Source organism: Flavobacterium sp. PL002, from assembly GCF_054165825.1.
The window spans coordinates 3208583-3225413 of sequence record NZ_CM135110.1; the positions used below are offsets into that span (position 1 = coordinate 3208583).

The 16831-nt window shown below is 32.6% G+C and carries 6 protein-coding genes; all 6 read left to right on the top strand.

Going from position 1 to position 16831, the window contains the following annotated elements; translation table 11 throughout:
- Positions 1-175: 175 nt before the first annotated feature.
- The 6 genes from ACVEGE_RS14030 (at position 176) to ACVEGE_RS14055 (ending at position 16816) form a co-directional block, all read left to right on the top strand.
- The gene (locus tag ACVEGE_RS14030) at positions 176-4774 is read left to right on the top strand and encodes a hypothetical protein (protein WP_192500486.1); all 4599 of its coding nucleotides are present in this window, start codon (positions 176-178) and stop codon (positions 4772-4774) included.
- A gap of 2 nt (positions 4775-4776) precedes the next feature.
- A complete protein-coding gene (locus tag ACVEGE_RS14035; RefSeq protein ID WP_192500485.1) occupies positions 4777-6852 on the top strand; it encodes a fibronectin type III domain-containing protein in 2076 nt (691 codons plus the stop codon).
- 3 nt (positions 6853-6855) lie between these two features.
- Complete coding sequence (locus ACVEGE_RS14040; RefSeq protein ID WP_192500484.1) at positions 6856-8091, top strand: hypothetical protein; 1236 nt, start codon at positions 6856-6858, stop codon at positions 8089-8091.
- A gap of 19 nt (positions 8092-8110) precedes the next feature.
- Positions 8111-9409, top strand: a complete 1299-nt coding sequence (locus ACVEGE_RS14045) for a hypothetical protein (RefSeq protein WP_192500483.1) — start codon at positions 8111-8113, stop codon at positions 9407-9409.
- Positions 9410-9432: 23 nt separating this feature from the next.
- Positions 9433-14310 (top strand): T9SS type A sorting domain-containing protein, encoded by a 4878-nt coding sequence (locus ACVEGE_RS14050; RefSeq protein WP_192500482.1) that lies wholly within the window; start codon positions 9433-9435, stop codon positions 14308-14310.
- 79 nt (positions 14311-14389) lie between these two features.
- Complete coding sequence (locus tag ACVEGE_RS14055) at positions 14390-16816, top strand: hypothetical protein (protein WP_192500481.1); 2427 nt, start codon at positions 14390-14392, stop codon at positions 16814-16816.
- Positions 16817-16831 lie beyond the last annotated feature (15 nt).

Sequence of the window (16831 nt, forward strand, 5' to 3'; positions counted from 1 at the left end):
TTATATATTTGTCAATTGTTAATTTATTTACAAATTTGTTTATAAATTACCTATCAGTTGTTAAAATTAAATATAGCAAAGAAATAGTAAAGTGAAAACAAAAATTACCAAATCAATACCTTTTTTAATAAGTTTAGTTTTTTTTATCATCAGTATAAATTGTTTTTCAAACCCTTTGAAAGACACAGTTGGTGATTATAAAAAAACACAACACTTTCCTGAAATTAGAAAATTAAAGAATAATAGCTATTCAAATATTCCTTCAACTTTAATAGCAAGTGAGTTTACTGATAGTTTCATTAAAAAGAATTACCCGATTTCTGATGTGACTAATGAAGATCTGAATAAGGCTATGGCAACTTGTTTAGAAATTGATAAAAATCAGAATTTAACAGACTTATTAGGGCCAAAAAGCTTGTCAATGTTGCCATTAGGCATAAAGAAGACCATCGGAGGAATTCAATATATGTTAGGTATAAGTAATGCAAAATTCACTCCTGAATATACGGAGTTAACTGCATTTGTTAGAATTATACTTCCACAAATAGATTCTCTAGGAAATCAGAAACAGCTTTTTTTTGGTGCCAATAATATTAAACTTTCACATAAGGGAGGATTAGTTGGAGATACCAATTTAGTATTGCTGGGTAATTTTCCTATGAAACTTTTTGGGGATAAAGCTTTATTGGTTCTCAAAGGAGGAATGGATATGGAAAGTGGTGAAATTCAAAATAAAACATATGTAACCATAGATTGCAATGGATTTAAAGAATTAGGTATTACAGCTGATGTCAAGTTTTCTAGGTCTATAATTGAACCCGTAGACGATAACTATCTTGCTATAGCCTCCCCCGCATTTGTTAAAGGAACTTTTAAAACCGTCGTTTCTAACTGGAATGACATTTTAATTGAAATATCATTACCAAAATTTCAATTAACATCTAAAAAAGGCTTTTGTTTTGAGTTGAATACAGCGGTGATCGATTTTAGTGATTTACGAAACTCTAAAAGTGTAGTCTGGCCTCCTAATTATGCTGAAAAATATTTAGTCCCCGGAAATGAAAACCTATGGCGTGGCCTTTATGTACAATCGCTAAAAATAGTTTTACCTGAAGAGTTTAAGAAAAAAGACAGTAAAGAAAGAATTCGTTTTGAAGCTACAAATTTATTAATAGATCGTATGGGTGTTTCTGGGACTTTTTCGGGAAATAACTTAATAGGTATAGACGAAGGAAATGCATCGGGATGGCAAATCTCACTTGATACTATCAGTATAACTTTAGTTGCAAATTCATTGACTGCAGCCAGTTTTGGAGGAGACATTCTTTTACCTCTTTCAGAAAAATCAGCAAAATGTAATGGAGGTGCAAGATCAGAACTGGCTTATAAAGCATTAATAAATCCTGTAAACAGTGAATACCTTTTAAATGCGCAAGTAACAAACGGTATATGCTTTCAGGCCTTTAAAGCAGATGCCATTATAGAAAAAAACTCCTATATTGAGTTAAAGGTAAAAGATGGTAACTTTTTACCAAAAGCAGTTTTATATGGTACTTTATCTTTAAAAGCCAGTAACAAACCAGTTAGTGCTGCAGAAGCTCAATCAGGAACAAATGCAGAAACAAAAGAAACTGTTGATTTTAAAGGAATTTTATTTCAAAATTTAACCTTACAAACGGTGTCTCCTTATATTAGTGCTGATTATTTTGGCTATAAAAATATTCAGGGTAAGGATGCAAGTGTTAGTAATTTTCCAGTAACGATTAATGAAATTGCTTTAATTACTACTGATGAAAGTGCCAGTTTAAAGGTAGATCTTGCTATTAATATGATGGAAAATCAATTTAATGGGCAAACTAAATTTTACGTCGTTGGAAAATTTGGCAAGGATGAAGGAATTCAGAAATGGAAGTATGATCATCTTAAATTTGAGCAAATTTCGATTGGAGCAGATTTAGGTGGAATGAAATTAAAAGGAAGCATTACCATAATGGATAATGATCCCGTTTATGGAAAAGGCTTTAAAGGAATGTTAAGTTGCGACTTCACAGGAGGAATAAAAGTAGAAGCTAATGCAATTTTTGGCTCTATCGGTTTTAGATACTGGTATGTTGATGCCATGGTTGATGGGTTAAATATTCCAGCAGGTGCCATTACGTTTAAAGGTTTTGGTGGAGGTGCCTATTATCGAATGAAAAAAGATGGTTTTAGTAACCGATTTGCTGCTTCAGGGTCTAATTATGTTCCTGATATCGATTCAGGTCTTGGTGTTAAAGCCATGATTAAATTTGCCGGAACCGCTACTGCTGATGCTTTTTGGGGTGGTGCAGGTTTTGAAATTGCCTTTAATAGTAAAAGCGGGATTAACAGAATTAGTATTTATGGCGAAGGTCACGTTATGCAGACTTTTGAAATTCCTGGTGCGAGTGAATTAACTGAAGCCTTAAAAACGGTAACAGAAAATGAATCTCTAATGGGTAAGATAGCCGTAGAAGCTCTAAAAACATCTAATTTATCAAAAGCAGCTGCACAATTGTACCCTAATGATGTGGAAGCTTCTATGGGTATCAATGCTTTTGCAGCCATAGAATATGACTTTAGAGCTAAAACATTACACGGTTCATTCGATTTGTATATCGCTACTCCTGGTGGTTTTATTCAGGGCCGTGCCTCAGGAAACAGAGCCGGATGGGCAGTTTTACATTTTGGACCGGATAAATGGTATGTGCGCGCGGGTACACCTACTGACCGATTAGGAATAAAATTAGCTATTGGATCTTTGGAAGTTGAAGCTGGTGGTTATTTTATGATGGGAGATGATATTCCTGGAAGTCCGCCTCCACCTGATATTGTTGCTCAATTACTTGGTGTTGATGTTGCAACTCTTGATTACATGCGAGATGAAAATAGTGTGGCATCTGGTAGAGGTTTTGCTTTTGGATCAGATTTTAGCTTAAAAACAGGAAATTTAAGTTTCTTAATGTTTTATGCTAATTTTCAGGCTGGTTTTGGATTTGATATTATGGTAAAAGATTATGGCGAAGCACAATGCAAAGGATCAGGACAAATTGGTATTAATGGCTGGTACGCCAATGGTCAATCGTATGCTTATTTACAAGGTGAACTCGGAATTAACATAAAATTGTTTTTTGTAAGAAAGAAAATATCGATTATAAAAGGTGGAGGCGCGGTTTTATTACAGGCAAAACTACCAAACCCAGTCTGGATTCGGGGTTATATGGCTGGATATTTTCATATCTTAGGAGGAGCTATAAAAGGAAGTTTTAGATTTAAATTGGAATTTGGAAAACAATGTGAATTTGTAAATGACGCCCCTTTAGGTGGATTAAAATCTATTGCAGATATAACACCTTCTGAAGGATCTAAAGATATTGATGTTTTTTCAGTGCCACAAGTTGGATTTAATGTACCTGTCGAGAAAAATTTTACTTTGGAAGAAGATAGTGGCATCAAAACTTATAAATTAAAACTAGAAGAATATACCATTAAAAAAGATGGCGTAGCCCTTGCTGGACAAATTTCATGGAATGAAACAAAAGATTTACTAAGTTTTAACTCCACAGATATACTACCTCCAAATTCTGATTTGACATTAACTGTAAAAGTGAGTTTTCAAGAATATGCAAACGGCACATGGAAAACTGTTATGGACCATGGAGAAATTGCAACGGAAACAGAAATAAGAAATTTTGCGACTGGTACAGCGCCAAATAATATTCCGGTTAATAACATTTCTTACTCTTATCCCGTTTTTGATCAAAAATATGTTTATCAAAACGAGTCAAAACAAGCGTATATCGTATTAAAACAAGGGCAGCCTTATCTATTTGAATTAAAACCTGGTCAATCACAACAGGCGTTTTATAAAACAGGAGACAAAACTGCTACTGGTTTAATAACTTATAATAATACTGAGAGAAAAGTTAGTGTTAATTTACCAGCTTTACAGACCTCAAAAGCATATAATATTACTTTGATGACTTTGGAAACAAAAACCGATGCTAATTCTAATTTATCACAAAATTACGAATCTCAGGATCTGGGTGATGGTGCAAATATCGAAATGAAAAGTAATACATTGAATGCAACCGTAACAACTGGTGAAGGTATAGAATTATTGCAGTACAAATTTAATACCAGCCAATACAATACATTTCAAGAAAAAATGGCTGCCAAGAAACCAAAACAAACTTTGGTAGAAATCATTTACTCAGATGTACACGCGTTACAATCTATGAACAACTCAACAGAACCTTTTGATGAAATTGAAATTATCGGAAATTTAAAAAGCCAAAATATGCCTTTAGTAACTGTTGAAGCAGTGTTAGATGACAATTATTATAAAAACGAAATATATCCTTTAATATATGCTGGATATCCGCTAGAAAGAGATTTAACTCTAGACAGAGTTGATGTAAAATTAGGAATTCCACCAATTAAAGGAGTTGAAATAATGGCATGGTATCAGGATTATATCCTTAATAATCCGAATAGTTTTATGCTAAAAGAGTATTTACCTTATCGCTATAATCTACCTTATTATTACAAAACAGATTTTGTTAATTTAAGATATAAAGTCGTAAACAAGTACTTGAATACGCTCAATCAGGCAATGATTACTAAATACGATTATATCATAAACGGTAAATTTCCATACATTAAACAAGGAACTTATACTATTAAATTAAACTATACGCTTCCTGGTGGACAATTAGGTTCGAGTTCTGTTTTTACATTCAATAAATTAAATTAAGCATGAAATTCAAATTTTTAATTATACTTTTTTTTACAATCATTAGTAATGGTTTTTCTCAAGATAAAACCGAACCCATTGCTGCTGAAAATAAAAAGCCAGAAATACAAGTTATTGCAAGAGTACAAAAAGATAGAATTTTATTGCGTTGGGCTGTCACTAGCCCAATCGCTTGGAAAAAATTAAATAAATATGGTTACTCAATAGAAAGATACACTGTCACAAGAGATAATAAAACATTGTCTAGCCCTGAAAAAATAGTTTTATCAAAAAATTTAAAACCAGCACCTCTAGAAGAGTGGGAAAAACTCATTGAAACCAATGACAATGCAGCTATCCTTGCACAAGCAATTTATGGAGAAGAGTTTGCTGTAACAGGAAAAAACAATTTAGAATCGATTATTAACCTTTCTGAAGAAACTGAACAGCGATTTACTTTTGCGCTCTATTCAGCCGATAAAGATTTTGAAATTGCTAAAAAAGCAGGTTTAGGATTTGAAGATAAAACGCCAAAAAGCAATGAAAAATATGCTTACAGAATATCTTCTAGCGTACCAGAAACAGAATTAAGTATTGATTATGGTGGTATATTTGTAGGTTTGAAAGAGTATGAACCTCTGCCAAAGCCTATGGATTTTACAGCTCATTTTACAGATAAAAGTACCATATTGAGTTGGAATTTTAAAATATTGGCCCATGCCTATGGAAGTTATTACATAGAACGCTCTACGGACAAAGTAAAATTTGAAAGGATTACCGAGAAACCTTATACAAGTTTAAATCAGCAAAATGCCAATAATAATCGTATTTTTTATGTAGATTCTATTGCTAATAATACTTCTTACAGTTATAGAATTCAGGGTATTTCTCCTTTTGGAGAGCTTAGTCCTTATTCTGACATCATTACTGGAAAAAGTAAAGCTATACTAAAATATGTACCTCATCTTACGGTAAAAGAATTTAAAGATGATACAACTGTAAACTTAATTTGGGAGTTTCCTGAAGAAGGCAATAATGAGATTTCTGGTTTCGAACTTAACCGTTCCGATGAAGAGGGTGACAATTATAAAACAGTACTAAAAAACATTTCTTCAAAGTCTCGTAATGTGGTGTACAATAAGTTATCGGCAACCAATTATTTTACCCTAACTGCAGTTGGTAAAAACGGAAATAGCAGAACCTCTTTTCCAATGTTAGTGCAACCTGTCGATTCTATTCCACCCTCAAAACCAATTGGTCTAAAAGGTGTTATTGATAGTTTGGGCGTTGTAAAACTTACATGGACGCCTAACAAAGAAAAAGACCTCCTTGGGTATCGTATTTATAAAGGGAATATAGCAGAAGAAGAATTTAGTCAAATAACCATTAGCCCGAATGAACCCAATACTTTTGAAGATAAAGTGCTAATTAAAAACTTAAATCCAAAAGTCTATTATAAAATTATTGCAGTTGATTATCGCTACAATATGTCTGATTTTTCAGAAACTTTAATTCTTAAAAAACCAGATGTCGTTCCTCCTGGATCACCCGTTTTTATGAATTATGAAATAAAAGACGGTGCGGTTTTCCTCGAATGGGCAAATAGTCAGAGTGAAGATGTAGCTGTACATCAGTTATATCGAAAAGAAGATGATAAGACAGAATGGAAATTAATATTAGAAACAAAAAATAAAGAAGAGAAATTTGAAGATAAAATGGCGCTAGAAGGACATATCTATACGTATGCCATTTTTGCAAAAGATCAAAGTAAGTTAGTTTCCAATCCTTCTCCTGAAATACACCTATTTGTACCCAATTATTCTGTGATGCCTTCTGTGAAAGGATTTTTTGCACAGGCCAATACAACAACAAATACAATTGACCTGTCTTGGGAATACCCAAATAACAATGTTGATAGTTTTGAAATCTATAAAGCATCTGATAAAGATCCTTTGCAATTAATTCAGGTTGTCGTTGGAGAAACAAAACGTTTGTCTGATCCAACAATTGCCATAAATACCAATTATAAATATGGCATAAGAGCCATTTTTAAAGACGGAAGAACATCTCAAATGGAATTTTACACGGTTAAATTTTAATTTATGAAAAAAAACTACATTCTATTTTTTCTTTTGTCATGGATGAATTTTTTCGGACAGACTTATAATTTTAAAATTACTAACGGACTTTTATGCAACACATGTAGAGAAGAGGGAGTTCCTACTGGCCCAACATATAATGAATATGACGCTACAGCAGTTTCATGGTCTGTAAGAAACAATACTATAACAATTGCTTCTGAAAATAAAAGCGGATATATTCCGCATGATAAAATAACAACAGGTTATACTAAAACATTCCAAGCAGGAAGCACTTTTTCTATTGCGACTAATTATACAGGTATTTGGCAATCGGAAAATGGATTCAGATACACTATCAACACTAATGCAATTTTGTCGCAAAGTATTGAAAATCTAATAGTTGTCGTACAGTTTGGGTATAATGACTCTAATTGTGATATTAATGCGTTTTCTACTAATGATATTGGAACATTTCCTAGTGTAGCATACCATTGGCATTATTCACTTGATAATAATATTTGGACAAATTTTCCTGTAGCAATTGCAAATAATACTCATGCCCCAATATTTTCTATACAGCAATTGTTAGGTGCATTACGTGAATATTATTTTAATAAGCTAATTTATTTTAGAATTGGATATGTTCAAAACAGACCTTTTTCTTCTCCATTCGCTATTACTTATCTGGAATGTGCTCCTGTAGAACAATACATCAATTATGAAACCCCCAAATGTAATGGTGATAACATCGAAAAAATTGAAGTCTTTTTTAAAGAAAAATTAAAAAATGGTGAGGATTTAAGCATTATATATGTAGTAAATACAGATCCTGCAAAAACAACTCCCCGTTTTCAAAATACAGCATTAGTAACCTCTTTTACTTTAGATCCAGCTACCAATTTGTATAAATATTCCTTTCCTAATTTAAAAGGAAAATTGGAAAATGGCAATTTTTACACTGTAAAATATCAGTCAAGATTAAACGGCCAACCAATGGGTTCACTACAAATTTCCCAACAACCTTTCGAATATATAGATCCTCCAAAAATGCAATTTAAAATAACGGGGCAAACGCAGCCAACTTGTTTTAGTGGTGAAGTTGAAATCCTGAGTGGTGCATCTCCCTATAATTTTTATGTGGATAATGTTCTCACAGCAGCTTCAAAAATGGATAATTTACATTATAAAATAACTAGTCTGAAAGTAAACGCTTTAAGATATAAAATCAAAGTAACCGATACAAATGGCTGCGTTTAAAAATAATAATCAATAATTTATGAAAAAGCTTTACACACTATTTTTTACTCTTTTTACTAGCGCCTTTTTTGGGCAAACGTATAGCATAACTCTAAAATATAGAGCAAATGGCGCTGGATGTCATGCAGCAGGATATGACTGGAGTTTTTATGGTAATACAACTGCACTAGCTTCATTTAGTGATGGCGGAAATAGTATGGATGTACCTACTACTTACACCACCTACGCAAGTGTGGCTAACTATAGTTCATTTAAATTATATCTTTATAATTCTTGTGTTCGTCTTGGGGCAGCCACAAAAGACTGTAGTGATAATAATAGCTCAGAGGTTACCACTGTAAACCTCATAAAAGGATCATATTTAGGATTGAACGGTTGCAACGGAGGAGTTTCTGTTGATAAATTTATACCTAACGTAAATATTAAAAATCTGGATGTAGCCAATCCAACAGAGGTGTGTGCTGGTTTTCAACTTGGATTAGCCGCATTTCCTGATAAATTTCCTCCGGAAGCATATCATTGGCAATATAGTTCAGACAATATGATCACTTGGGTTGATGTTCCAGCTACCATAAATGGAGTTACAACTAATAACATAAATACAGTAAATTTTTCTATGCAGGATATTTTAGGCACCAACCATGCCAACTTTCTTGATAAACAAATCTATTTTAGATTAGGATATACGCAAACTAGAGCTTTTTCTACACCAATTGCCATCAAATACTCTTCATGTGCTCCTGTTGTAAAACAAGTACTTTATATCGCTCCTAAATGTAATGGGGATAAAGTTCAACAAATTGATGTTTATTTTGATAGAAAATTAAAACCAAATGAAGATCTTTTTCCTATTTATTTAAAAAATGAAGATCCAACTAAAACAACCCCTCTTTTTCAACTTCCTTCTCCTGTAACTTCTTTAAACTTTGATATTGCAACAAATTGGTATACATATTCTTTTATAAATCCAGGAATACTAGAGAATAATAATAGTTATACAATAAAATATCAAGCCAGATTAAGCGGTACTCCTGCAGGTTCACTACAATCTTCGCAAACTCCATTTATTTATATAGATCCTCCAAAAATGGAATTTAAAATAACGGGGCAAACACAGCCAACTTGTTTTGGTGGTGAAGATGGAACAATTGATATTGAAATATTGAGTGGTACATATCCCTATTATTTTTATGTGGATAATGTTTTAAAAACGGCCAATAAAATTGATGATTTACACTACAAGATAACAGGCTTAAAAGCAAATGTAGTAGGATATAAAATTAAAGTAACGGATATAAATGATTGTATTGAAAAATAATCAACCCAAAACACAAAATACTGATGAAAAAATATTACTTACTACTATTATTCTTTACTAGTTTATTGGGTTATTCTCAGGTTGGTGCTCTTCAGGGCGACGGATCAAGAGCTGTAACCATCACACAACCAAAAGCAATAGAAATAGAAGGGACTACAACTGATGCAACGGGTTTTAATGTGGCTAATGGACAAATTATCGGTCTTGATATTACGGGTGGTACCCCCAATTATAGCAGCAAATGGACTAAAGATGGAAATACTTTTAATTCAACTGATTTCAGTAACCTTTTAGGAGGAGAATATATCGTTTCTGTTACTGACTCTAAAGGTTGTAGTAATCAAAGAACATTTAATATTGGACAACCAAAACAATTAGAAACTACTATTACAGGTAAAGATGTTTTATGTAAAGGTGGGACTACAGGTAGTTTATCTGTTATTGAAACAAAAGGAGGCTTATTGACTTCCTCCTATACTTATATATGGTATAAAAAAAATGCAGATCTAACTATTACAGATACTGGAAAGATAGGAATTTCTGCTTATGGACTAGGAGTAGGAGTTTATAAAGTATTGGTAAGTGATAATACAGCTTATCCTAATACAAACAAGGCATGGTCTAATGAATTTTCAATAGGTGAGCCTTTGGAAATAACATTAAGTGTTAATTTTAAAAAGGATGTAAGTTGTTATGGAGGCAATGACGGTATAATTAAATTGAATATTACTGGAGGAACGGCTCCATATAATGTAAGTTGGAATGATGGTCCTGTTACCAAAGACAGAACCAATCTATCCGGAGGGATTTACAAATATACTGTTACCGATGCCAATGTCCCTGGATGCTCTGTTACAGGTACTATTCCAATTATAGAGCCAAAGAGTCCATTAATCATTAACCCTATCACACAAACACAACCTACTAGTCCGCTTACTAGTGACGGAACTATAAAAATCACAGCAAGTGGCGGAACACTTCCTTATACTTATGTCTGGACGAAAAATGGGTTACCATATTCTCCCACTACAGACATAGCTACTGGGATAACGAGTAAATTAGATAACGGTAGATATCAAGTTGTAGTTAGCGATGATAATGGTTGTACACAAACAAGTGCCTTAATTATGTTAGAAGCTTTGGCAGTGGCACTTTTAGATAAAGAAAATATTAATTGTAAGAGTGAAGCAACAGGTAGTATAACTGTTAAAGCTATTGGTGGCTCTGGATCAGGATATACTTATCAATGGTATAAAATGAACGGTGCAATAGCGAATATTCTAAATGGAGAAACAAATTCATCGCTGACAAATCGGGAGTTCGGAACCTATCGCATTATTGTCAAAGATGGTGTAAATCCAGACGCTCACGAAGATTATGAGTTAACAGAACCAGTGAAACCACTTTCGGCAACTTTTACAACTACAAGCGTTAATTGTGCTGCTGGAAATGATGGAACAGCTTTAATAACAGCGGTTGGCGGAACCCCAGATAATGGTGTTTACAACTATATATGGTATAAAAATGGAATAGTATTGTCCGCAATTACCACTGCTAGTTCAAGTACGCTATCTGCAGGAGTTTATAAAATAATCATCAAGGATAAACTGTTGTGTAGGGCAGAAGTAAATTTTACACTCACCGCTCCTCTGGCAATTAATATTCCAGATGCAATCATAACAAAGGTTACTATTTTCGGGCAAAGTACGGGAGCAATTGCACTTGATCCTGTAACGGGAGGAAACGGTGGTTACACCTATAAGTGGACGTATAATCTTGATCCATTATATGTTCAATCAACCAAAGATATTTCGGGTTTAAAAGCCGGAACTTACACTGTTGAAGTTCGTGATGCAAAAGCGGGAGTTGCTGATAATGCAGGTTGTATCGCTACAAGAAGTTTTACTGTAACACAAAATCCGGAACTGCTTGTCACATTAAACGAAACAAAATCAATTCAATGTAATGGCGATTTTAATGGTGAGATTAAAGCGAACGTAATTGGGGGAGTTTTAGGCTATACGTACCAATGGTCTAACAGTAAAGGAGATATAATTGGTGGAGATAGCAATACCATAAGCAATTTAGGCACTGAACAATACAAAGTAATTGTTACCGATTCTCAGGGAGCGCAAACAACGTCTGCTGTATTAGATTTAATTCAGCCAGACAAATTAGTTGTATCGCTAGCCAATAAGTTGGATGTTTTATGTTTCGGAAATGAAACTGGAATTATCAATATCGATGTGATTGGAGGAACAAAACCATATACTTTTGAATGGAAAAAGGATAATAATGCCGCTGTATATGCTACTACCGAAGATTTAACAACATTAAAATCTGGTATTTACAGTGTATATATTTCAGACAAAAACAATTGTCAGACGAAGCTAGAAAATAGTAGTATAGTACAACCTGACGCACCATTGGCGATAACAGATATCGAAGTTAAAAACTTAAGTGGTTTTGAAACCAAAAATGGTAGTATCGAAGTTTCTATATCTGGTGGAACTATTAATTATACTTATGCATGGAGAGTAAAAGGTTCTCCAACAATTATTGGAAATGCAAAATTATTGGACCAACTAACTATTGGTACTTATGAATTGACTGTGACCGATAGTAATAATTGTACTATTGTTAAAGAATATTCTTTAATTGAACCTGACAAACTTTTAATTACTGGAATTACTCAAACTGTTAATATAAAATGTTTCGATAATAAACAAGGTGTTCTTCAAGCAACAATAACAGGAGGAGCGCCAATTGGAACTTTAGATGCCGATAAAAACTATATTTACAAATGGTACAATCAGCTTACACCTACTGTGGTTGCATCAACAACCAATCCTTCTGATGCATTACTTGCCGGTACTTATTTACTAGAAGTTTCGGATGGTTTTGGAAATAGCTTTACATCAAATTCAGTTACGATAACACAACCAGATCTTTTAAAAATTAATTATACGCAAACAAATGTTTCTTGTAACGGTCAGGCAGATGGGGCTATTGCAATTTCCATTTCAGGAGGTGTAGCACCTTATACTATTGTATGGAGTACGGGTACTTATGCTAACCAAAATATTTTGCCAGATCTTTTAGCAACAACCTATAATGTTACTGTAACGGATAATAATTTATGTGTGGCTACTCAGGAAGTGATTATTACTGAGCCACAAATAATGGGGATCAATGTAGTTAAAACACCACCATCAGCTATAGGTATAGACGATGCTAGTATTGAAGTCACTGTTACAGGAGGAACACCTAATTACAATTTTAAATGGTATGATCATGATAAAAAATTAATCTATACAGATGACAATAAAAAAACAAATAGTATCTACAATATTTATGTAGGACAGTATTTTATAACAATAACTGACGCTAATGGTTGTAAGATAGTGGAAAGAGATTTAGATCAAATTGATCCTTTACTTCTTAAGCTGGCACAAATAAATATTGTAAAATGCCAAGGTGATGCTACTGCAAGTATTAAGGCAATAACATCTGGAGGACTCCCCGGCTATTATTACGAATGGTATAATAAAAATGATTCTTCGACAATAATTAGTGAATTAGAAACGATGATAAATGTGAAAGCGGGAACCTATTATGTTATTGTTACCGATTCATTTGGTAAATCAATTCAGAGTGAAACTATAACAATTGCTGAACCCTCACCTTTAACTGGAACCCTTTCATCACAGTACACAAGATGTGGTGATGGCAATGATTGGACAATTACTTCAACTATTTCTGAAGGTACAGCACCATATACTTATTTATGGAGTACAAAAGCTACTACAGCTAATTTAATTGATGTTATTCCCGGAAATTATACTTTACTAACAACAGATAAGAATGGTTGTACGGTTTCAAATAATATTACTGTTGTTGCTCCAACACCGTTAGCAACCTCTGAAATTGTTAAAATACCTACCTGCTACGGTGGTTCTGATGCAAGTATAGAGCTTACATCTTCTGGCGGACAAGCACCTTATACTTATTTGTGGGATACTGGAGAAAAAACGAGTATGTTAAATTATATTGCAGCTGGAACCTATGTTGTTATTGTTACTGATAGTAAAAATTGCGTTATTACAAAAGAAATAGTTGTAAACGATCCCCCTAAGGATAGTATAAATATAGGAGAGGATATGACATTATGCATAGGTCAAAGTGTGACGATAAATGCAGCCATTGATGATAATTTGGCCACCTATTCTTGGACGTCAGATCAAGGGTTTATAAGTGATAAACCACTAGTTACAATTACTAAAGCAGCTACTTACTCGTTAGTTGTAACAAACAAGTTAGGATGTCAAGCATTTGATTCTATAAAAATTAATTATCAAGATAGTGCTATAGAATCAGTTTTTGCCGTTTCATCACAAGTCTTCGTTAACGAAAGTTTTGTAATGGTTGACATAAGTAACCCCAAAGCTGATAGCATAGAATGGATACTACCAGCAGAGGCAATAGTTACAGTAAATGATACTGAATATGCTGAGATGAGTTTTTCAAAACCGGGTGAATATCCTATTACATTAATTACTCGTTTAGGAAACTGTACCGCTTCACAAACTAAAAAAGTTTTGGTAGTAGAGGGAGAGTATACTAATCCAGATAGTTCTGATTTACAGAAAAAATTTGATATGAAAATTTATCCCAATCCATCTAACGGTATTTTTACAGTAGATGTAACATTAGATAAAATAATGTCAGCTAACGTAAAAATCTATAACCTTGTTAATAATGTCATTATTGATTCTAAGTTTGATGACGGTAAAGATGCTTACGAGTTTAATTTTAATTTAAATGGGTTAACAGCAGGAGTTTATTTTGTTCTTTTTGAATCTCAACAAGGAAGTAAGCTAAGAAAGATAATAATACAGTAAGTAATAATTGATTGAAAGATCAATAAACAATAAAAAAATAAGAAGTTTAAGTCTCTTGTTTTTATGCACAATAAATAGAATGAATTCAAAAATTAATTTTTTTATAATATTATTTGTTTTTACGACTACATTAGGGTTTTCTCAAAACTTTAATATAGAGCAACTTCCCAAGGCTAAATTAATCAAAGTTTCTGGAGGAGTATCGGCCAATAGTATTTTATACTCAGGTAATTCACAAAGAGATCCTTTTACATATTTTTTAAACGGAAATGTAAATATAAATGTGGCAGGATTATATAACTTGCCCTTTTCATTCTCTTATACTAATCAAAAATTTGGTTACAACAAGCCAGTCTTAATGAATCGATTGAGCATCCATCCATCTTATAAATGGATTACTGCTCATATAGGAGATGCTAGTATGAGTTTCTCTCCATACACCTTAAGTGGGCATCAATTTACGGGTTTTGGGGTAGACCTTACACCACAAGGAAAGTTCAAAATTAGTGCCATGTACGGTCGACTAATAAAAAGTAGTGAATTTGATACAAACAATGTAGATTTAGTACCTACATATAAAAGGTATGGATATGGTTTTAAAACTTCATACGCTTTAGACAAAGTCAATTTAGGACTTACTTTTTTTAAGGCAAAAGACCAAGAGCACTCATTAACAATTCCCATACCTTTTGAATTAGGAGTTAGTCCAAAGGAAAATGCAGCAATAAGCTTAGAAACAACTTTTAAGCTTTTTGATATGCTTCAAGTAGTTACAGAGGTTGCAAATAGCAGTATAACCGAAGATTCAAGAATGCTTACTGATGGCAAACGAAAAGGATTTTCGTCTTACTTTTTAAACCCAAATACCACTACGGAGAGTTACAATGCTTTTAAGGGACAACTTGTTTATCCAGCAGGAAATGGAACTTTAGGATTGGGTTATGAAAGAGTTGATCCTAATTACAGGACATTAGGAGGCTATTTTTTTAATAATGATTTAGAAAATATAACTTTGAATGCATCACAATCTTTATATAAGAACAAAGTCTCGATAGCACTGAACTTGGGTATGCAAAAAGATAATTTAGAAAAACAAAAAGTAAGCCAAATGAAAAGATTGGTAACTTCTATAACAATAGATTATAAAGCTAATGAAAAATTAAATATTAATTTGAATTTCTCTAATTTTCAATCATTTACTAATAGTCGCAATCAATTTGATTACATCAATCAAACCTCAGATTTTGATTATTTAGATACTTTAAACTTTAGACAAGTTAACAGGAATGCAGGTATAGCCATAAATTATTTATTAAAAAATGACAAGAAATTAAAAAAAGCTTTAAATGTTAATTTCTCATTTCAAGATGCAGTGAATCAACAACAAGGTAAAACAATACAAGGTGGAGCAACTAGTTTTTATAATTCAGCAGTGTCTTATATTGTAGGATATCCAGAGCAAGCATTGAATTTTACGGGATCATTAAATAATACCTATAGTAAGCTTGAAAACGAAAATAATTTGATTATTGGCCCCACTTTAGGGATAAGTAAACTTTTTTATGATAATAAATTAAATACATCTTTTTCTAGTAGTTATAATACTAGTTTTGCTAATGGAGATAAGAAAAATGATGTTTTTAATTTTCGTCTCAGCAGTTCTTATGTCTATTTAGAAAAACATAATTTTAGTTTAGGAGTTATTTCACTTTTAAGTAAATCAGCAGCAATAAATAATAATGATCTCACGGCAACTTTTTCTTATACTTACTCTTTTGATAAAATAAAATTGAGAGCAAAAAAAGAGGTGAAATCAGATAAGGAGTTGACTTTAGACACCACCGTAAAAATAAATTTTAAAGGCAAGGTTTATGAAGGAACTAAAGAGGAAATTAGTAAGCAATTACAAGAATTACAACTTCATTTACAAGCTATGCCAACAGCAGAAATTACAATTTTAGAAAAGCTTTTAACAGAAGTTAGTTTAGCCCAAGAAGATAAAGAAATAAAGGATAAAGTATTAGATTATCTAGAAAAAGAAGATGCTAATGCAACAATAATAAAAAAACAAAATCAATACTTGCTTGAAGTCATAAAAAAGATTGAACAGGATATGTTACGTAAAGATGAAAGCTTTGAAATTGACGATATAAAGGCTACAGAAAATTTCAATAACCATACAGTAGAAAATGCAAACAGCAGTGAGGATACAGCCAGTCATAATATGTATTTACAACTTGAAAATGAACGTAATGTAAACCATAACCGACTGATAAATCATAGATGGATGCTAAACGAGTTTTCTATACTTGTAAAAACACCGGTTAAAGAATTACAACAAAATGAATACTTTACAAAGTTCTGCAAGCAAGAATTAGAGGAAACTTTCAATTTAATTGCAGATGATAAGGATGAAATAGATATTAAAAATCAAATGGAACAGAAAATAATTCCATTTTATCATGAATTAGCAAAAAACAATTCAGGAAATGATAAAATGGAATAGAAATATATTTATAAA

Excerpts from the sequence above, each read along its gene's own strand:
- ACVEGE_RS14035 (WP_192500485.1), top strand. The coding sequence starts at position 4,777 with ATGAAATTCAAATTTTTAATTATACTTTTTTTTACAATCATTAGTAAT.
- ACVEGE_RS14040 (WP_192500484.1), top strand. The coding sequence starts at position 6,856 with ATGAAAAAAAACTACATTCTATTTTTTCTTTTGTCATGGATGAATTTT.
- ACVEGE_RS14045 (WP_192500483.1), top strand. The coding sequence starts at position 8,111 with ATGAAAAAGCTTTACACACTATTTTTTACTCTTTTTACTAGCGCCTTT.
- ACVEGE_RS14050 (WP_192500482.1), top strand. The coding sequence starts at position 9,433 with ATGAAAAAATATTACTTACTACTATTATTCTTTACTAGTTTATTGGGT.
- ACVEGE_RS14055 (WP_192500481.1), top strand. The coding sequence starts at position 14,390 with ATGAATTCAAAAATTAATTTTTTTATAATATTATTTGTTTTTACGACT.